This window comes from Rickettsia africae ESF-5, from assembly GCF_000023005.1.
Classification (GTDB): domain Bacteria; phylum Pseudomonadota; class Alphaproteobacteria; order Rickettsiales; family Rickettsiaceae; genus Rickettsia; species Rickettsia rickettsii.
Genome location: NC_012633.1, coordinates 907693 through 927565 on the forward strand (window position 1 = coordinate 907693; position 19873 = coordinate 927565).

Here is a 19873-nt window from a genome sequence, read left to right on the forward strand (position 1 = left end):
CCACGGGATAACAGCTAAAGCGGCAAATTATCATGCTTCTTCCAAGGCAGTTCTACTTTTTTAGTACGCAGGAAATTTAACGCCTTACATATTCGCCATCTGGTATTTTGCGGTCTTATAATATCATCCAAATATCCCCTAGATGCTGCAACAAAAGGCGAAGTTACTACTTTCCTATATTCATCAATTTTTTGTTTTTTAGCTTCAGGGTTTTTACATTCTTCCTTAAATATTATCTCGGCTGCTCCCTCTGCCCCCATAACAGCGATTTCCGAATTAAACCAAGCATAGTTTATATCGCCTCTAAGATGCTTGGAGTTCATAACTATATAAGCACCTCCATAAGCCTTACGGGTAATTACAGTAATCTTCGGCACTGTAGCTTCCGCATAAGCGTATAACAGCTTAGCCCCGTGTTTAATAATACCGTCATGCTCTTGGGATGTACCAGGCAGAAATCCAGGCACATCAACAAGACTTACTATAGGAATATTGAAAGCATCACAAAATCTAACAAATCTTGCTGCTTTTCTTGAGGCGTTTATATCTAAACATCCTGCTAAATGCAAAGGCTGATTAGCCACAAATCCTACCGGATAACCTTCCATATAACCAAAGCCAATAATGATATTCTTAGCAAAATCAGGTTGTAGTTCAAAAAATTCTCTCTCATCAACGATACGCTCAACAAGCTCTTTCATATCATAAGGCTTATTAGGAGTGTTAGGTATTAACGTGCTAAGAGACATATCAACTCTATCGGCAGGATCAACAGTCGAACGAACAGGAAGAGGACTACGATTGGATGACGGAAGGAAATTAAAGAATTTACGAATTTCAAGCAATGCTTCTATATCATTGTTAAATGCAAGATCGGCAACGCCGCTTTTAGTGGTATGCATCCTAGCACCGCCGAGCTTTTCTTGGCTTACTTCTTCACCCGTAACGGTTTTTACTACATCGGGACCAGTTACGAACATATAAGAACTATTCTTAACCATAAATATAAAATCGGTTAAGGCAGGAGAATATACCGCACCACCGGCACAAGGGCCCATAATTAGGGTAATTTGAGGAATGACACCCGACGCTAAAACATTACGCTGAAATAATTCACCGTATCCGGCCAGAGCATCAACCCCTTCTTGAATTCTTGCTCCCCCTGAGTCGTTAATACCGATTACGGGAGCACCGGTTTCTATAGCTTGATCGATAATATCACAGATTTTCTTAGCATGATATTCGCCGAGAGAGCCACCGAGTACGGTAAAATCTTGGCTATAAATAAATACCAACCTACCGTTTATCGTACCGTGTCCCGTTACAACGCCGTCACCTAAAAACTTTTTATCCTGCATCCCAAAATTATCGCATCTATGGGATACAAACATACCTGTTTCGGTAAAGCTATTTGGATCTAATAATACTTCTATGCGTTCTCGTGCAGTTAACTTACCTTTTTGATGTTGTGCGTTGATCCTAGCTTCACCGCCCCCTTGCCTTGCAATATTTCTTCTCTCATCCAATAACTCAGGAGAGATTATATTACTTTGATTCATAGATTATTTATAGTTTTATTTTCCAAAATATCCATAATATAATATAATAATGCTAATGTGAAAAGATAATTATTTATGTCATCTACCAACTATATCAAAGAAGCACCGAAAAAAGCCAAATCACCGGCTAAATTTGATAATTTATCAACTGCCTTAAAAAAGAATTTACAAAGAAGAAAGAAAGTTAAAACAAAAGATACTACAAGCCAAGCTTTATCTGCATTACAAACAATAGTCAAAAATTACACTGATTCTACGGACGAAAACATTTCTCTTGTAGATGAATTAATAAAATCAAGATGCTCAGAAACAGAAAGTAAATAAGCACCACATTTGACATATTAATATAAATTGTTAATATTTGGGGAGTTTAGGTTTTGTTGCATAGCTCGCTTATGTCATTCCCGCATAGGCGGGAATCCAGGGTAAAGCGAGATAAATCGAGTTTTTAGTTTTAAAAACTTACTGTATTTATATTTTTTAATTACTGGATTCCTGTTTTCACGGGAATGACATAAGAGTCACCCAATAAAATTAGCATTTAAAATATTTTATATCATGGACACAAACAAATTATATCTTTTCAAAGATAGACGATTTTTACCGAATTTTATAGTGCAGTTATGCGGTTGTCTTAATGATAATATATTAAAAAATGCTCTGGTAATCCTTATAACTTATGGTATTTCAGGAGCTTTAAGTAAATATAATAATCTACTTGTTTTAATTGCTAATGCTACTTTTGTATTACCTTTTATAATATTCGCAAGCATAGCAGGACAAATTGCCGATAAATACGAGCGTGCAAATCTTATTAAAATTATTAAGATTTGTGAAATCGGTATAATTGCCTTTGCAATTTACGGATTTCATCATAATAATTTGTTAATCCTGTTTTGTTCTATTTGCTTAATGGGTATACATTCTACTTTTTTCGGTCCAATCAAATATAGCGTATTACCTGATCACCTAAATAAAGACGAACTACTTGGAGCTAACGGCTTTGTTGAAGCCGGAACTTTTATCGGTATTTTTATCGGTACTATAATCGGCAGCTATTATACAATCAGCAATAATTTTATAATTTATTCCTTAATTACCATCGCTTTTCTTGGCTTTATTACAAGCCTTTGTTCCCCAAAATCTAAAAACGTAAATCGTGATATTAAACTAAATTTTAATATTATAGATGAAAGCATAAATATGATTAAATATGCCAAAGCAAAAAAACAGATATATTTAGCTATACTTGGTATTTCATGGTTTTGGTTTATCGGAGCTGCTATAATTTCTCAAATACCTTTACTTGCTAAGATAACTTTTAAAGCTGATGAGAATGTTGCTAATTTATTTTTAGCGGTTTTCTCGCTTGGTGTTGGGGTCGGTTCGTTTTTATGTAGCAAAATATTTGAAGATGAGATTACCGTTAAATATCTATTTATTTCAGCCCTAGGCATTAGTATTTTCGGTATTGATTTATTCTTTGCAAGTAGAATTAGCTCAGTTAACTACGAACCTACTCAGCTAAAAAGTATTTTAGTATTTTTATCGAAAAGACATAATTGGCGCATAGTTATAGATTTATTGTTCTTAGCGGCAATAGGCGGATTATATATCGTTCCGCTTTTTGCGATATTACAGCATTACGCAAACCCTGCTCATCGTAGTCGAATTATTGCCGTTAACAATCTTATCAATTCCATTTTCATGGTGGGATCCACAATAATTCTATCTTTATTATTTTACCTAAATTTCACTATACCCTGGATTATATTATTTATTAGCCTAGCTAATATAATCGTTACTATACATATTTACCGTTTAATACCTGAAGTTAAAATTATTCCATTTAAGCTATTGCGAAGAATATTCCAAATCTGTTTTGATCTTATGTATAATGTTGAAGTTAAAGGATTTGAAAATTTTCAAAAAGCAGGTAAAAAAGTAGTAGTGGTTGCTAACCATATTTCATATCTAGATCCGCCGCTAATTGCTACTTACTTACGAGAAGAAATGACTTTTGCAATTAGTCCCGATATACAAAAAATATGGTGGATTAAACCGTTTTTACGTATGGCAAGAACTTTGCCGGTTGATCCAAGTAACCCAATGGCAATAAAGACTTTAGTAAAAGAAGTACAAAAGGATCAGAAAGTAGCAATTTTCCCTGAAGGTAGAATAAGCGTTACCGGCTCTTTAATGAAAATATACGAAGGACCGGGAATGATCGCCGATAAAGCCGGTGCTACCGTCTTACCGGTTAGAATAGACGGTACTCAATTTACTCATTTATCAAAATTAAAAAACATATTAAAAAGAAAAATATTTCCTAAAATTACTATAACCGTTTTACCGCCGGTAAAATTCGCTAATATCGATGCTACAAGCAATCAAGAACGACGCAGTTATATATCTAGGACTCTTTATGATATCATGGCTGACATGATGTTTGAAAGTTCAGACTATCAAAATACTGTATTCTCATCTCTTATAGAAGCTGCTAAAATTCATGGATTTAAGAAAAAAATAGTTGATGATTTTGAAAATAATGCGGTTACTTATCGAGATTTAATATTAAAATCTTTTATCCTAGGTGATTTAATCAAAAAGAATAATATCTTTGGCAGAAATTTAGGCTTAATGTTGCCTAATACCACGAATACGTTAATTACTTTTTACGCTATGCAATCTAGCGGTTATGTTCCTGCTATAATTAACTGGAGCAGCGGCATAAGTACTATTATTAACTCCTGTAAACTTGCACAAATTAAAGTAGTTTACACTTCAAAACAATTTATTGAGAAAGCAAATTTACATGAATTAATAACTAACTTATTAGATTTCGGTATTAAAATAATATATTTAGAAGATTTTAAAAATCAGATTGGTACAGCCCTAAAACTAAAAGCAAAAATAGGAAGTTATTGTGCCCAAACTTATTACAATTATTTTTGTCGTAATCGTGATGACGAAAAACCGGCAGTGATAATTTTTACTTCGGGTACTGAAGGTGAACCTAAAGCCGTATTATTATCTCACAGAAATTTACAAACTAATAGATATCAAATAACTGCTAAAGTACCCTTTAGCCCTGAAGATATAGTATTTAATGCGCTACCGCTATTTCATTGTTTTGGTTTTAGTGGTGCAATTATTACAACTTTAAACGGTATTAAGCTGTTTCTATATCCTTCTCCACTAAATTATCGTAGCATTCCTGAAGTTATATACGATATTGGAGCAACTATATTAATTTCTACCGATACTTTTTTAAACGGTTATGCTAATTACGCTCATCCATATGATTTTTACTCATTACGCTATATATTTGCCGGTAGCGAGAAATTAAAAGAATCTACACGACAATTTTGGCTTAATAAGTATGGCATACGTATTTTTGAAGGATATGGGATTACAGAAGCCTCACCTATTATAGCTTGCAATACCCCTATGCATAATAAAGCAGGCACGGTAGGAAGATTATTACCGAAAATTGATTATAAGCTTGAGAAAGTAGAGGGAATAAATGAAGGGGGACGTTTATTCATTAAGGGTCCTAACATCATGCTTGGTTACTTGGACTTAGAAGGTCACCGTACTTATAAAGAATGGTACGACACAGGCGATATAGTCAAAATCGATTCTGAAGGATATATAACAACTCTAGGACGTTTAAAACACTTTGCTAAAATAGCAGGGGAAATGATATCTCTTACAAAAATTGAAGAACTTGCAAGCGAAATTGATCCTGATTCCTTGCACGCTGCTATTTCTATTCCCGATAAAACGCACGAAGACAAGATTATTTTACTTACTACCGGTTCCAATATAAATAGAGAGAACTTTGCAGATGCTGTATCTAAAGCTCAAATTCCTTTACTACATTTACCGAAAGTAATTATTACCGATTCAGAAATACCTCTACTTACAAACGGCAAAATTGATTATCTTGAGATTATGAAAAACGTGGATAGATTTTAACGTCATTGCGACTGCAAGGAGCGTGGAAATCTCAGGAATCGTGCCTGAGATTTCTTTGTCGACGCCTATGGCGTCTTCTCGCAATGACGGAAAAAAACGCCACACACAACAACGCTGGTCAAACCACGGGACGACATTTATTTTTTCTTTTGACTATTAATAGCAGCATTCAAAACTAATTTAAACCACTTACCTAATAACTCCTGATCCTCCATAATTTCAGGTAACACCTTCCAATATGATAGAGTTACAAGTTTACCTTTACTTTAATATACAAATGACTCAGAACCGAAAGATTGAAAATATTCATAAGTGCTTAGGTCTGACTTAAAATATAATTCATTGCTCTTAATAATTCCTATCATCACACCACCCTTATATATACCATATCCACCAAACATTACACAAACGACTACTGAACCATATGGTTCTAACAATTCTTTGACATATTCAGTAAATGCATTTTGGTTCATAATAACCGCTTTAAATACAACAAACCATAAATAAACGTACCTAATATAATAAACAATGGAGTTAAAGGTAAATCAAAGTAGAAAGAGCTAAATGCAGCACAAAAATTAATAAATAAAGATATAAGAATTGATATTATAATCATCTGGGAGGGACTATATGCTACAAACCGTGCAATCATTGCAGGAATAAGTAAAATAGCAGTTACCATAAGTACTCCGACAATCTTTATAGCAGAAAATACCGATAATGAGAGAAGAAGTAAAAATATTAGCTCAATAATATTAACCTTTAAGCCTTTTATGACGGCAATATCTCTATTGATAATAATAAGAAGAATTTGATTATAAAAATATACTATAAAGCCTATAATAGTTATTAGCACTATTGCAAGTATCATCAAATCATTAAAAGATACGGATAAAATATCCCCAAACAACAAATTCACTATATTATTCTGCAAAGAAGTAAAATAATTAATAACTAAAGCAACAGCTAGCATAAAGCTAGAAATCAAATTAATAACTGCGTTTTTTTCAGAATTATTTTTAAAAATAAACACAAAAAACGAAAAAAGAATTGCAACTATTATGCCTGAATATATTAATGGAACATGTGCTATAATACTTATACTAGCCACTAAAAAACTACTATGAGCAAGCCCGTCACCAAAATAAATATATCTCTTCCATAGGGCAATGCAGCCAAGCGGGGCAAATATGCAGCTAATTAAAATTAAGGCTAGTATTATTAAAGTCATCTGAGTATATTATATATGTTTGTTGTATGGCCTCTTGTTATCCCGTGGCTTGACCACGGGATCCACTAAAGTTCTTAGGCTGTACTTATAGAGCCCGTGGTCAAGCCACGGGATGACATTGGAAAGAATCATAGGCTATGTCTTCAATCGATAAAAAAGAATTAGAAAAATTTGAGAAAATTTCTCATAATTGGTGGAATAAGGACGGAGAATTCGGTATCTTACACCGAATAAACCCTATTCGCCTTGAATATATAATAGAGAAAATAACTACGCATTACAATAGACACCTTTCCAAACTCGCTTATAGAGAGGAATTGGTAGGAAACATGCAGCACAGCACCGCAGCGTACGCTTTGGTACGTGAGGATGCAAGCAGCAGATTGACGCACAAATTACCTCTAGAAGTAGAGTTTGAAAAGATGTCTAACGATATTTCTAAATTAGAAATATTAGACGTCGGTTGCGGTGGAGGGTTAATTGCAACGCCTTTAGCGGCTCAAGGTTTTAACGTTACAGCCATTGATGCACTGCAAAGTAATATTGAAACGGCAACTGCTTATGCTAAGGAAAACGGCGTAAAAATAAATTATTTACAATCTACTATAGAAGAATTAGAAAGTGACAAGCTATATGATGTGGTAATTTGTCTTGAGGTTATTGAACACGTAGAAAACGTACAGCAATTTATACTAAATTTGGTGAAGCATATTAAGCCAAACGGTATGGCAATAATTTCTACGATTAACCGTACTAAAAAAGCTTATATACTTGGAATAATAGTTGCCGAATATATTTTAGGTTGGGTACCAAAAAACACTCATGATTATAGCAAATTCCTAAAACCGTTGGAAATTTACGAAATGCTTACGGATACCAAAATTGAAATTAAAGAGCTGAAAGGCTTGGTATATGATCCGGCTAAAAATGAGTGGAAATTAAGCGATGATATAGACGTAAATTATTTTATGTGTTTGGGGAGAAAGAGTATGTGTTATCCTAGCTAACTTGATCAGCCTTGTTGCATGAATACCGAATCGTCATTGCGAGCGACTGTAAGGAGCGTAGCAATTCAGAAAAATAATAAAAAAATGCTAATTTTTAGCATTTTTTACTGGATTGCTTCGTCAATTGCTATGCACTTTCCTCGCAATGACGCAAAAACTGATCCATGCAACACAGCCAACTTGATAGCGGGATCCAGTTAAACATACTAATATTATTAGTATGTTTAGTTGTTTTCTGGATACCGTGGCAAGCCACGGTATGACACAGTTCTTAGTATATATTTAAAAAAGATAATAAATGAATAATAACGTAATTACGAGATTTGCTCCGTCACCAACGGGGTTTTTACATATAGGTTCGGCAAGAACCGCCCTTTTTAATTATTTGTTCGCAAGGCATCATAACGGTAAGTTCTTGCTTCGCATTGAAGACACTGATAAAGAAAGGTCAACTAAAGAAGCGGTAGAAGCTATATTCTCAGGTCTAAAATGGCTAGGGCTTGATTGGAACGGTGAGGTTATATTCCAGTCTAAACGTAATAATCTTTACAAAAAAGCTGCACTAAAATTACTGCAAAACGGTAAAGCATATTATTGTTTTACTCGCCAAGAAGAAATAGAAAGACAGCGACAACAAGCTTTAGAAAATAAACAGCATTTTATTTTTAATAGCGAGTGGCGTGACAAAGATCCATCTATCTATCCTACTGATATTAAGCCAGTAATACGTCTAAAAACTCCAAGAGAGGGTAGCATAACAATTCATGACACTTTACAAGGTAAGGTAGTAATTGAAAACTCTCATATAGACGATATGGTACTATTAAGAGCAGACGGCACTGCTACTTACATGCTAGCCGTTGTAGTAGACGATCATGATATGGGTATAACTCATATTATTAGAGGTGACGATCATTTAACCAATGCAGCAAGACAACTCGCTATTTATCAGGCTTTCGGATATGCAGTACCGAGCATGACTCATATACCGTTAATTCATGGAGCAGACGGAGCAAAATTATCCAAAAGGCATGGAGCATTAGGCATTGAAGCTTATAAGGATATGGGGTATTTACCGGAAAGTTTGTGCAATTATTTACTGCGTCTTGGATGGAGTCACGGCGATGATGAAATTATCTCAATGACTCAGGCTATAGACTGGTTTAATCTTGATTCACTCGGTAAATCACCTTCTAAGCTTGATTTTGCTAAGATGAATAGCCTTAACGCTCATTACTTAAGAATGCTTGACAATGATAGCTTAACTTCAAAGACTGTAGAGATATTGGAACAAAATTATAATACACTTCTTCGGAAGCTCCCTTATAGGGAGGAATTTGGAGGAAACACGGAACGCAGCACCGCAGCGTATATAGACATACGTGAGGATGCGAGTACCGGATTGACGTACAAATTACCCCTAGCAGTAGAGTTGCCGAAGAAGTTTAAGATTAGTGAGCAGGAAATAGGCTATATCAAACAAGCAATGCCAAGCTTATTAGTTAGAAGTGAAACATTACTAGAACTAACACGCCTTGCTCAAATTTATCTAGTAGATTCGCCTATCATCTACAGCCAAGATTCAAAAAAAATTATAGAAAATTGCGATAAGAATTTAATCAAACAAATTATAGAAAACTTAAGCAAACTTGAGCAGTTTGATAAGGAATCCGTACAGAATAAATTTAAAGAAATAGCAGCAGCAAACGACTTAAAGCTGAATGACATTATGAAACCGGTAAGAGCTTTAATAACAGGTATGACTGCATCACCTAGCGTATTTGAGATTGCAGAAATTTTAGGAAAAGAAAATATTTTAAAAAGGTTAAAAATTATATGAAAGATTGTATAAAAAAAATTGCTTTTATTTTTAGTGGATTATTCATAATAACCGGCACTTTTGTTTTGTATAGCATAGAAAACATCAACGCATCAACAGCACCAAAAAAGTACGGAGCTTGGACTTTAAATTGTACTCTTAATAATGAGAAAAAACAACTTTGCTTCTTATCACAACAAATTAATAATCTAGAGAAAGATAAAGAAAAGGAAATATTAGCCATTTATCACATAGGTTATTTCAATGGGGAACAAGAAAAACAGGAATTAAAAATAATAGAAATAGTCCCGTCAAATGTTCAAATTCCGACAGGTACAGTTATTAATAGCGGTGACAAACGAATAGCAGCCGGAAAATATGTAAATTGTACAGTAAACGGCTGTCAGGCTTTAGCTATTATTACAAAAGACGATCTAGACATGATTTTATCAAACGATAATTATATAGAACTAATTACCGCAGACGGCAAACAAGTTAAAATTTCATTTATAAAAGACGGCTTAAAGGAAGGCCTAAAAGCTTTAAGTAGATAGTAACGCAACAATGCTTAAATTCTTACGTTACTATCTACTTAAAGCTTTTAGAACCCAATTTTTTAAGTTTTATATATAAAATTTAAATTATCTTATTTTAGTCTTTCTTAACTGTATAAATTATAAGATTTTTTTAAAATAAGAATAGTAATTTTTCTAAAACCTTACTAATTTTAGTTAGCATAGTTTAACCAACCAAAAGCTAGAAACTGTTATTACTAATTTTTTAAATTAAACGAATATATACATTATAGATTAACCTTGCCTATAACTGCAACAAGAAATCTATTCTTAATAATTAAAGCGTAAAACCGCTTAAAACCTTTTGATCATCATATGTAAGGCTGTTAACAAAATAACTTTAATTGATAATTAAAGAGATTTTTACAGTAATAAATATCCCTATTTCAAAAAAATCTTATAATTTGCAGTTAAAAAGAATTTAATGAGCTTTAAAATTATTTTGTTAACAGTCTCATAGGATCAATACCAAAGGTTGAGCTATTATAATTAATTAAAAAATATTTGCAGTCATTATATTGAAATAATTACAAGAAATTCTATATTTTATTTTTTGAGGAAGAGTTTGCTTAAAGAGTTTATTTTCAAATTAGCAAAGAATCGCTTTAAAACCCATTTGTTGCATAAATCAATTGTGTCCTACTGCGACTTTTAATAATGTGTTATACAGCACGTTGTTAAAATCGTCATTGCGGAGCAGGCATTGCCTGCGTGGACTAGTTTCTCAATTGTCATCCTGCGAGCTTGTAGCAGGATCCAGTTTAAAATGCTAATATTATTAGTATTGTTTTCTGGATACCATGGTTAAGCCACGATATGACATTGAGCAGGTTTTGCGGTCCATGCAACAATGCCTCCTTACAATGAGAGGAACGAGCAATACAACAAAACGGGTTTATTAGATCTATTGCATAACCTATCTTATAGAGATATAGACTTAGAAATCCATACCGCCCATGCCTCCCATACCGCCACGCATTGGCATTGGCTCTGCCTTATCAGAAGGTTCGTCAACAATTAAAGTTTCCGTGGTAATAATTAACGAAGCAACGGAAGTAGCATCTTGAAGTGCAGTACGCACTACTTTAGCTGGATCAATAATTCCTGCTTTAATCATATCGACATATTGCATATCTTGAGCATTAAAGCCATAATTTTTATCCTTATGTTCTAGTAATTTACCAACTACTACGCCACCGTTTTCACCGGCATTTTCAACAATCTGTTTTAACGGATCCTTTAAAGCTTCTATTACTATTTCAATACCTGCTTGTTGATCCTTATTCTCTACTTTAAGCTTTGTTAAAGGTTGTGATGCATGAAGTAATGTTACACCGCCACCGGCAACAACACCTTCCTCAACTGCCGCTCTTGTAGCAGCAAGTGCATCTTCAACACGATCTTTACGCTCTTTCACTTCAACTTCCGTAGCACCGCCAACCTTTAATACGGCAACACCGCCGGAAAGTTTAGCTAAACGCTCTTGCAGTTTTTCTTTATCATAATCAGAAGTAGTTTCAGCTATTTGAGATTTAATTTGTAATACTCTATCTTCAATATTTTTCTTATCACCGTTACCGTCAACAATTACGGTATTTTCTTTAGAAATTGTTACTCTTTTTGCTGTCCCTAGACTCTTAATACTCACATTTTCAAGCTTCATACCTAAATCTTCAGTAATAAGCTCACCTTTAGTTAGGATAGCAATATCTTCCATCATTGCTTTTCTTCTATCGCCAAAACCGGGAGCTTTTACTGCCGCAACTTTTAAACCACCACGTAATCTATTGACTACAAGCGTTGCAAGAGCTTCGCCCTCAACATCCTCAGCAATAATTAATAGAGGGCGTTGTGATTGTACTACAGCCTCAAGTATAGGTAACATCGGTTGTAAATTTGATAATTTTTTCTCAAATAGTAAGATGAAAGGATTTTCAAGCTCAGCAACCATTTTCTCAGAATTCGTTACAAAATACGGTGATAGATAACCTCTATCAAACATCATACCTTTAACTACTTCAACATCGAAGCTAAAATTCTTTGCTTCTTCAACGGTTATCACGCCTTCTTTACCGACTTCCTCCATTGCCTTAGCAATTTTCTCACCGATTTCCTTATCACCGTTTGAAGAGATAGTACCGACTTGTGCGATTTCCTCTTGGCTATTGATTTTTTTACTGGATTTTTTAATTTCTTCTACTACTGCGTTTACCGCTAAATCCATACCACGCTTTAAATCCATAGGATTATAACCGGCAGCTACTAGCTTATTACCCTCACGAGCCAAAGCTCTAGCAAGTACCGTAGCTGTAGTAGTACCATCACCGGCTACTTCTGCAGCTTTTGTAGCAGCTGATTTTAATAGCTGAGCTCCCGCATTTCTAATTTTATCTTTTAACTCGATCGATTTTGCAACCGTCACACCATCTTTTGTAATTTTAGGTGAACCGAATGATTGCTCTATAAGTACATTTCTGCCTTTTGGACCTAAAGTAACTTTTACTGCATCTGCAAGTATATCAATGCCTTCTAACATTTGCTCACGAGCTTTTGAGCCGTGTTTAATAAGTTTTGTTGCCATATTTAATTTCTCCTTAAAAACAAATAATTAATTAATAATACCAAATACGTCGCTTTCTTTCATAACGATCAGTTTTGTGCCTTTAATTTCAATTTCGGTGCCTGCCCATTTACCGTATAAAACTTTATCGCCTACTTTTAGCTCTAAAGGATGAATTTCGCCTTTTTCATTACGAATACCCTTACCTACGGCTACTATTTCACCTTGCATCGGCTTTTCTTTTACAGTATCCGGAATAATAATTCCACCTTTAGTTTTTTCTTCTTGTTCGATAGGCTTTATTGCAATTCTATCATGTAATGGTTTAAAAGACATTTTAACCTCCAATTATTAAATCTTTAAATGTACATACTATATATATTTTATTTTTGTTAGTTCAAGGGGCAAGAACAAAATTTTTTTTATTAGAGGTCTATTCTTTCTCAAAATCCTCTAAACTAGTGCCGTGTTTAGTTTTACTCCATTTCAAATTCAAAGGACAGAAAATTATTTCAAATACTGCTTTATATGAAGCTACAGTATGTAATATAAAATAACTAGCCCATCAGCTCAAAGCTACTATATCCTGAAATTTTACTTTTCCGCTTTTTAAAGAATTTTTTAATTATATACAGAGCTGTACCATATAGATATAAAAGCGAAAAAATACTATTAATAAGCCATAAATAATTAATTATAGAATTTTTATTTATAACAATAGAAAATATTATAAAGGGTAAACTCCAAAAATTATAAGTAGATAAGCCGATGAAAATATAAATTGTTATTACTTGCAATAAAGTAAACTTTTGGCATTTATCTTTTTGTGCTTTAAATACCAAAAATGTTTGCAAAAAGCCTTGAATCCAATGTGATCTTTGATTTAGCCAATTACCTAAACTATTCGGAGCCTCTTCTAGAGTATAGGAATCACGAATAGCTACTTTATAGTTCTGTGAGTAAATTCTTATACCAAGCTCGGCATCTTCTGTTACATTATAAGAATCCCATCCGCCAAGCTTATTTAATAATCCGTTTTAAAATGATTACTAGTACCCCCGAGGTGTAGAAAGTTTTAGCAAACTTAATCCTTTCAAGATATATTCAAACCATAAACTATATTCTATATTAAACATTTTTGAGAATAGGTTAAAATATTCTCATTTTTATTATAAAAATTAAGCTTAACTTGAAGACAAGCATATTCTAGAGGTAAGTTTTTAAACATTGCTAGAGCTTTAAGTAGCTGTTCAGGTTTATCTTCAGCATCATATACTACTAGATACTCGCCATGTGAATATTCTAGAGCATAATTAAGGGCTTTCGGCTTTTAGTTCTTGGTAGACTTTTCGGAACAGATATAACATGAAAATAAGACGGTAAATTATATAACACTATTTCTTTAATCATTAGATAATCGTCATCTTCGATAATAATTTTAACGCCTAGCTTATCTTTTGGATAATTAATTAATGAAATATTTTTAATTATTGACCTTAACTTACTGAATTCTTTATATAACGGTACTAAAACTGTATAAACCGGTAAAGCTTTCTCCTCATTTTGAAAAATTTGTGATTCCACCGAATGATTTTTAGTACTACTTGTTTTGTGAAGCGATTCCACCTCTGTCATCCCGCGACTTGATCGCGGGATCCAGTTAAAAATACTAATATTAGTATTTTTAATTATTTTCGGGATACCGTGGTCAAACCACGGTATGACACCGAATACGCTTTTCAATCCATACAACCCTTACCGAAGGCGATTCTCTTACTGCCCTTATACATAACAGAGATTTTAAAATATTTTGCAAACAATAGCTTATATTATTAGCAACATGAAATAAAACCGGCAGATAAATCAATGTGACTATAAACACGACGAAAAATATTATTATTTTATTGGTATACTTAATATTCTTAGCAATAATCAGTCCGACTTTAAATTCAAGAGCATATTTTGCTTTGATACTAGTTAAATAGGCGAAATTTTTTTCTAATAATTTATAAAAATAATATTTCTTGATCAGCATTATAGATCTAAAAATATTATTATTACTAAACAATATTTTTAGATCATTTATAGCAGTTATTGTATTACCATGAACATCGTCATATATACAATAACCATTCACTACATAGGCTTGTATATAAGAATAATTATAAATTTTAATATAAGAAATATTGCTTATTAGCAGCAATATTCTATTTTCATATAATATATCAATCATTATCTCATTATCGATAATTGCTTCTTCGATCATAGCTTTTAAACTACTAACTTGTTTTTTACCTAATAAGTTTTTATCTCTGATTATCTGTAATATTATATCTTCATTTATACATCTAACCATGCTGAAAAATTTATACCTGATATTTTATATTTCTTAATTTGAAAGACTACGATCCCAAAAATGACCGATTTGAGCAGTTAACAAGTTTCTATTCTCTTTACCAAAATTAATTATCTTTGCAATTCCTAACTGCTCATAAACTGAACTATCATATACATAGCCGTAATTTTGCCAAGTATGGTATTTTGTAAAACTTGTAAGCATTATGCCGTTTTTAAATTTAATCCCTTCACAAGTAGAAATATAATACATCTTCTTAGAACCAATATTAATTGAATGTCCAAAGCTAAATATATTTTGATTAAAAATAATAACAGGGTGGATATTTTTAGACATTCCCATTAGTAAAGATATCTCGCCTAAAAAATCTTCTTTAAGCTTTTTACTCTTACTCATTAAAATTTTAGGCTGAGCCGCAATAACAAAATCTTTATCTTCAAATAGCTTCAATTTATAGTAAATAGAAGCATCCGTGCTTATGTTTTTTTCATTCAAAAATTTATCTTCTTTGTACAAAAAATGTACTCTAATATTTTGATTATCGGTAATACCGTATTCTCTACAGTACTACTTACAAATTGCTCATATTGATCAGAGGATAATTCTACTAATAAGGCATAATAGACGACAATAATATAATCTTAATACCATAGCAGCTTAAATTTAAAAAATACACTATGATAGCAATTATAAATTGAGTAAAGAGCTAGGTTAAAAAATTTTTAATTGAAGTAGTATATGGCATATTGTAGTAATGATTTTATAACTTAAAATTCATTCAAAGAGGAAAATATGAACGATCCAAAATATAGAACTATTACTTTTACCGAAGAAAGTAGAACAGCAAATATTAATATATCGCCCAATAAAATAACAATTGGAGCTAATCAGCGTGTTAACGTTTGAAAGCCTAGGCAATGTTGCGGAATTAATCTTAGGACCACATAGTAGTGTTAAAGTAACAGATCTTAATCATAAGGTATTTATAAATAATACCAATCGAGATAAGATAATTATATTATCAGGTGAACATATTGCTTTTGATGATAATCCATACGCTTAATAAATACGTTCTTCTCGTGGAAGATTGGTTGCGTGGATACATGCACCGTCATTGCGGGGAGCAAAGCGATGCGACAATCCAGAGCAATAATAAAAAAATGCTATAAATTAGCATTTTTTGCAATGACGGGAACACTGATCCACTTAGCAACTTTCTAAGACCCAAGCAGTACCTGATTTTGTAGTTTAAATAATTCCGCAGCTCCGCCTTTAGCAAGTTTTAACATTGCTAAAAACTGCTCTTCGGAAAAAGGATTTTTCTCTGCCGTGCCTTGTACTTCGATTAAATTACCGTTACCTGCAAACACAAAATTACTATCCACGTCCGCATCACTATCTTCTAAATAATCCAAATCTAGTATCGCCTCACCTTTATATATACCGCAAGAAATAGCTGCAATTTGACTAATTAACGGGTTCACCTTTAAAACTCTCTTTTTCATCAAGGACCTAATAGCTAGGTGCAATGCTACATAGCTCCCTGTTATTGCTGCAGTTCTAGTACCACCGTCAGCATTAATAACATCACAATCTATGATAATTTGCCTCTCGCCGAGTTTCCTCACGTCAATTACACATCGCATCGCCCTACCTATTAAACGCTGTATCTCTTGCGTTCTTCCGCCTTGTTTCCCAAGTGCCGCTTCTCTTTTAATACGCTGTGATGTAGAACCGGGAAGCATACCGTACTCGGCAGTAATCCAGCCTTGATTTTGTCCCCTCAAGAATGGCGGTACGGTAGTTTCACAAGTAGCACTACACATGACATGTGTATTACCGATTTTAATAAGACATGAACCTTCCGCATTAATAAGCGGGGATAATTCTAATGAAATAGGACGTAATTGGTTGCTTTTTCTTCCTGACTGTCTCATAATACAATTTGTACTCCATAAGTAAAAATAAATAGTAAAGTTTAATTTGGAAAAGAGTAAGGCATTTCATATTTTTTGACCGCAGCATACATACTAGTACGTGAGGATAAAAAAATACGAAACAACAACGCCAATTTTTCAAATTAAACGAGTATACCATTGAAAAAATTTTTATTATATCTATATATATTTCAAAAAAGAACATAAATATAAAGTAAATAATATGATAGACGATAATATAGAAAATAATGAACAAACAATAAATGATATTGCTGAAGAGATAGTTGAAACAGCAAATCCGGAGGTAACAGCGTTAAAAGCCGAGATTGAAGAGCTAAAAGATAAGCTAATAAGAACTACTGCTGAAATAGACAATACAAGAAAGCGTTTAGAAAAAGCACGTGACGAAGCAAAAGATTATGCAATTGCTACATTTGCTAAAGAACTACTAAATGTTAGTGATAATCTTTCAAGAGCATTAGCACATAAACCGGCAAATTCTGATGTAGAAGTCACAAATATTATTGCAGGCGTTCAGATGACTAAAGACGAGCTAGACAAAGTCTTTCATAAACATCATATTGAAGAAATAAAGCCGGAAATAGGATCAATGTTCGACTATAATTTACATAATGCAATTGCGCAGATAGAACATCCTGATCATGCACCGAATAGTATTATTACTTTAATGCAATCAGGATATAAAATTAGAGATAGACTACTTCGTCCTGCTACTGTACAAGTAGTTAAAAAACCTTAATACTCGATCAACTTCAAAAATTGGCGTCGTCGTTTTATAAGAACTTCAATTCTCACGTATTAAATATATGCTGTGATCTTCGCCTTGTGAACTCCTAGCTCTTCTTGCAGTTGATCTTCGTATAGAAAATGAGGAAAATAATAATGAATAGAACCGTTATATTTTGGCTAGTTTTTTTAGGGCTTTTTATCAGCGGTTTTATGCTAATTTCAGACGCAGTAAAACCATTTTTTATCGCATTTATAATATCTTACTTACTACAACCTGCTATAGGTTTTATCACATCAAAATTTAAAATATCAAATAAATTTGCATCAAGCATAATTTATCTGATATTTTTGAGCATATTTTTCTTAAGCTTAACTATTTTAGTGCCGATAATTTATGGACAAATTTTTACTTTTATAAATAATATTCCAAAATATAACAATTATTTACAGGCAGAAATATTACCGCCTATAATGGTAAAAATTTATTCGATAGAACCTGATATTGCCGATAAAATCAAGAATTCTTTAAGCAATTTTATAAATAGTATATTTACTATACTTGGCAGTATTGCTAATAATTTTTGGCGTTATACTATTATAACTATTAACATATTTGTTTTATTTTTACTTATACCTATAATATTATTCTATTTCCTACGTGATTGGGCTAAAATTATTGCAAACATGAAATCATTATTACCTATAAAAACCCGACCGAAAATCCTTGAAATATTATCGGCAATTAATAATCTGTTATCTGCTTACATAAGAGGACAGCTAAATATTTGCTTATTATTATCTACTTATTATAGTATTGCATTTACCGTAATAGGTATTGATCTCGCTCTTTTACTTGGCATTTTAACAGGATTTTTAGTTATTATTCCTTTCCTTGGTACTTTTATATCGTTTCTTTTAACTCTAATTATCGGCTATTTAACTTTTGGTGTAACTACTAAATTACTATATATAATGATAATTTATCTAGTTGGAAATATTTGCGAGTCTTATATTTTCACCCCTAAAATTATCGGTGATAAAATAGGGTTGCATCCTCTTTGGATTATATTCTCAATTTTTGCCTGCGGCAGCTTATTTGGAATTATTGGAATATTTTTTGCTATACCGATTGCAGGGATTACAAAAATTTTACTTTTGAATCTAATTAAATTTTATAAATCTAGCAAATTCTATCGAATAGACGACTAAAAAATTCTTATAACAGTGCAGCAATATATATTTCGTTTTACTACTTCTAGTAAATATCATCCTGATGAATTTATTGTTTCTAGTTCTAACGATCAAGCTTATAATATTATAAAAAATTGGCAGTGTGGCTTTGGCGTTAACCCTTATAAATTTACTTTATTAATTAAAGGACCTTCTTCGTCAGGCAAAACTTATTTAACCAAAATATGGCAAAATTTAAGCAATGCCTATATTATTAAAGATATTTTTTTTAATGAAGAAATTTCAGAAAAATATAATGCTTTCATCATTGAAGATATTGAAAACTGGCAAGAGCCGACATTACTTCATATATTTAATATTATTAACGAAAAACAAAAATATCTTTTACTTACCGCATCTGATAAAAGCAGAAATTTTACTTTACCCGATTTATCTTCACGTATTAAATCAGTACTTAGTATTCTATTAAACTCACCTGACGATGAATTAATCAAAATTCTAATATTTAAGCATTTTGCTATTTCTTCGGTAACAATATCCCGACAAATAATAGATTTTCTTTTAGTAAATTTGCCTAGGGAATATTCGAAAATTATAGAAATATTAGACAATATTAACTATTTTGCTTTAATTTCCAAAAGAAAAATAACAACTTCATTAGTCAAAGAAGTTTTAAATAAGTATAATCATAAAACATTGTAACTTTTGCCTTGAATTTATAGACTTGAAATCTTCTCAATATAACATTGCTATAAATTAACTTTTTAGAAAAAATTGTGTTGGGATACGAAAAAAAACAAAAAAGTTTAAACAGAAAACAAAAACGGGCTATAGGCATAGGCTTACTATATATAGGTACTTTTTGAGAATATTTTGATCTTATGCTATATGTTCATATGGCAGTACT

The 19873-nt window shown here is 32.5% G+C and carries 19 protein-coding genes; 9 read left to right on the forward strand and 10 right to left on the reverse strand.

Annotated features, from left to right (window positions below; translation table 11 throughout):
• Positions 1 to 14: 14 nt before the first annotated feature.
• A complete protein-coding gene (locus RAF_RS04870; RefSeq protein WP_012719899.1) occupies positions 15 to 1559 on the reverse strand; it encodes an acyl-CoA carboxylase subunit beta in 1545 nt (514 codons plus the stop codon).
• Between the two features lie 75 nt (positions 1560 to 1634).
• On the opposite strand from RAF_RS04870, the gene RAF_RS04875 reads away from it, so the two are divergent.
• A complete protein-coding gene (locus RAF_RS04875) occupies positions 1635 to 1883 on the forward strand; it encodes a hypothetical protein (RefSeq protein ID WP_012719900.1) in 249 nt (82 codons plus the stop codon).
• Positions 1884 to 2117: 234 nt separating this feature from the next.
• Positions 2118 to 5540 carry an acyl-[ACP]--phospholipid O-acyltransferase gene (locus tag RAF_RS04880; protein WP_012719901.1) on the forward strand — a complete coding sequence of 1141 codons (3423 nt, stop codon included), beginning with the start codon at positions 2118 to 2120 and terminating at the stop codon, positions 5538 to 5540.
• Positions 5541 to 5806: 266 nt separating this feature from the next.
• On the opposite strand, the gene RAF_RS04885 is transcribed toward RAF_RS04880, so the two are convergent.
• Positions 5807 to 6013 carry a TfoX/Sxy family protein gene (locus RAF_RS04885; RefSeq protein WP_012719902.1) on the reverse strand — a complete coding sequence of 69 codons (207 nt, stop codon included), beginning with the start codon at positions 6011 to 6013 and terminating at the stop codon, positions 5807 to 5809.
• Complete coding sequence (locus RAF_RS04890; RefSeq protein WP_004997884.1) at positions 6010 to 6771, reverse strand: metal ABC transporter permease; 762 nt, start codon at positions 6769 to 6771, stop codon at positions 6010 to 6012. Before RAF_RS04890 ends, RAF_RS04885 begins: the two co-directional genes overlap by 4 nt.
• A 137-nt stretch (positions 6772 to 6908) precedes the next feature.
• On the opposite strand from RAF_RS04890, the gene ubiG reads away from it, so the two are divergent.
• The 3 genes from ubiG (at position 6909) to RAF_RS04905 (ending at position 10151) form a co-directional block, all read left to right on the forward strand.
• The gene (gene ubiG, locus RAF_RS04895) at positions 6909 to 7778 is read left to right on the forward strand and encodes a bifunctional 2-polyprenyl-6-hydroxyphenol methylase/3-demethylubiquinol 3-O-methyltransferase UbiG (RefSeq protein ID WP_012719903.1); all 870 of its coding nucleotides are present in this window, start codon (positions 6909 to 6911) and stop codon (positions 7776 to 7778) included.
• Between the two features lie 298 nt (positions 7779 to 8076).
• Positions 8077 to 9618 (forward strand): glutamate--tRNA ligase, encoded by a 1542-nt coding sequence (gene gltX, locus RAF_RS04900; protein WP_012719904.1) that lies wholly within the window; start codon positions 8077 to 8079, stop codon positions 9616 to 9618.
• On the forward strand, positions 9615 to 10151 hold the full coding sequence (locus RAF_RS04905) for an invasion associated locus B family protein (protein WP_012719905.1): 537 nt from the start codon (positions 9615 to 9617) through the stop codon (positions 10149 to 10151). Before gltX ends, RAF_RS04905 begins: the two co-directional genes overlap by 4 nt.
• Positions 10152 to 11109: 958 nt before the next feature.
• Here the strand turns inward: RAF_RS04905 and groL are convergent.
• The 6 genes from groL to RAF_RS04935 form a co-directional block, all read right to left on the reverse strand.
• Positions 11110 to 12753: a chaperonin GroEL gene (gene groL / locus RAF_RS04910; RefSeq protein WP_012719906.1), complete on the reverse strand. Its 1644-nt coding sequence runs from the start codon at positions 12751 to 12753 to the stop codon at positions 11110 to 11112.
• A gap of 27 nt (positions 12754 to 12780) precedes the next feature.
• On the reverse strand, positions 12781 to 13068 hold the full coding sequence (locus tag RAF_RS04915; protein ID WP_041471916.1) for a co-chaperone GroES: 288 nt from the start codon (positions 13066 to 13068) through the stop codon (positions 12781 to 12783).
• Positions 13069 to 13289: 221 nt separating this feature from the next.
• Positions 13290 to 13703, reverse strand: a complete 414-nt coding sequence (locus RAF_RS10010) for a glycosyltransferase (protein WP_234943944.1) — start codon at positions 13701 to 13703, stop codon at positions 13290 to 13292.
• A 331-nt stretch (positions 13704 to 14034) separates the two neighbouring features.
• Positions 14035 to 14475, reverse strand: coding sequence for a hypothetical protein (locus tag RAF_RS10015; RefSeq protein WP_231282942.1), 441 nt, complete (start codon positions 14473 to 14475; stop codon positions 14035 to 14037).
• Positions 14441 to 15088 carry a hypothetical protein gene (locus RAF_RS10020; RefSeq protein WP_041471917.1) on the reverse strand — a complete coding sequence of 216 codons (648 nt, stop codon included), beginning with the start codon at positions 15086 to 15088 and terminating at the stop codon, positions 14441 to 14443. The genes RAF_RS10015 and RAF_RS10020 overlap by 35 nt, the downstream gene beginning before the upstream one ends.
• 33 nt (positions 15089 to 15121) lie before the next feature.
• The gene (locus RAF_RS04935) at positions 15122 to 15604 is read right to left on the reverse strand and encodes a hypothetical protein (RefSeq protein ID WP_012719908.1); all 483 of its coding nucleotides are present in this window, start codon (positions 15602 to 15604) and stop codon (positions 15122 to 15124) included.
• 376 nt (positions 15605 to 15980) lie between these two features.
• On the opposite strand from RAF_RS04935, the gene RAF_RS10025 reads away from it, so the two are divergent.
• Positions 15981 to 16151 carry a hypothetical protein gene (locus RAF_RS10025; protein WP_234943877.1) on the forward strand — a complete coding sequence of 57 codons (171 nt, stop codon included), beginning with the start codon at positions 15981 to 15983 and terminating at the stop codon, positions 16149 to 16151.
• A 154-nt stretch (positions 16152 to 16305) separates the two neighbouring features.
• On the opposite strand, the gene rph is transcribed toward RAF_RS10025, so the two are convergent.
• Positions 16306 to 17025, reverse strand: coding sequence for a ribonuclease PH (gene rph / locus RAF_RS04945; protein ID WP_010977568.1), 720 nt, complete (start codon positions 17023 to 17025; stop codon positions 16306 to 16308).
• Between the two features lie 223 nt (positions 17026 to 17248).
• On the opposite strand from rph, the gene grpE reads away from it, so the two are divergent.
• From grpE to RAF_RS04960, 3 genes are all read left to right on the forward strand, one after another.
• Positions 17249 to 17785 (forward strand): nucleotide exchange factor GrpE, encoded by a 537-nt coding sequence (grpE, locus tag RAF_RS04950; protein WP_010977570.1) that lies wholly within the window; start codon positions 17249 to 17251, stop codon positions 17783 to 17785.
• Between the two features lie 143 nt (positions 17786 to 17928).
• Positions 17929 to 18984 carry an AI-2E family transporter gene (locus RAF_RS04955; RefSeq protein ID WP_041471918.1) on the forward strand — a complete coding sequence of 352 codons (1056 nt, stop codon included), beginning with the start codon at positions 17929 to 17931 and terminating at the stop codon, positions 18982 to 18984.
• A 15-nt stretch (positions 18985 to 18999) separates the two neighbouring features.
• Positions 19000 to 19668, forward strand: coding sequence for an HdaA/DnaA family protein (locus tag RAF_RS04960; protein ID WP_010977572.1), 669 nt, complete (start codon positions 19000 to 19002; stop codon positions 19666 to 19668).
• Positions 19669 to 19873 lie beyond the last annotated feature (205 nt).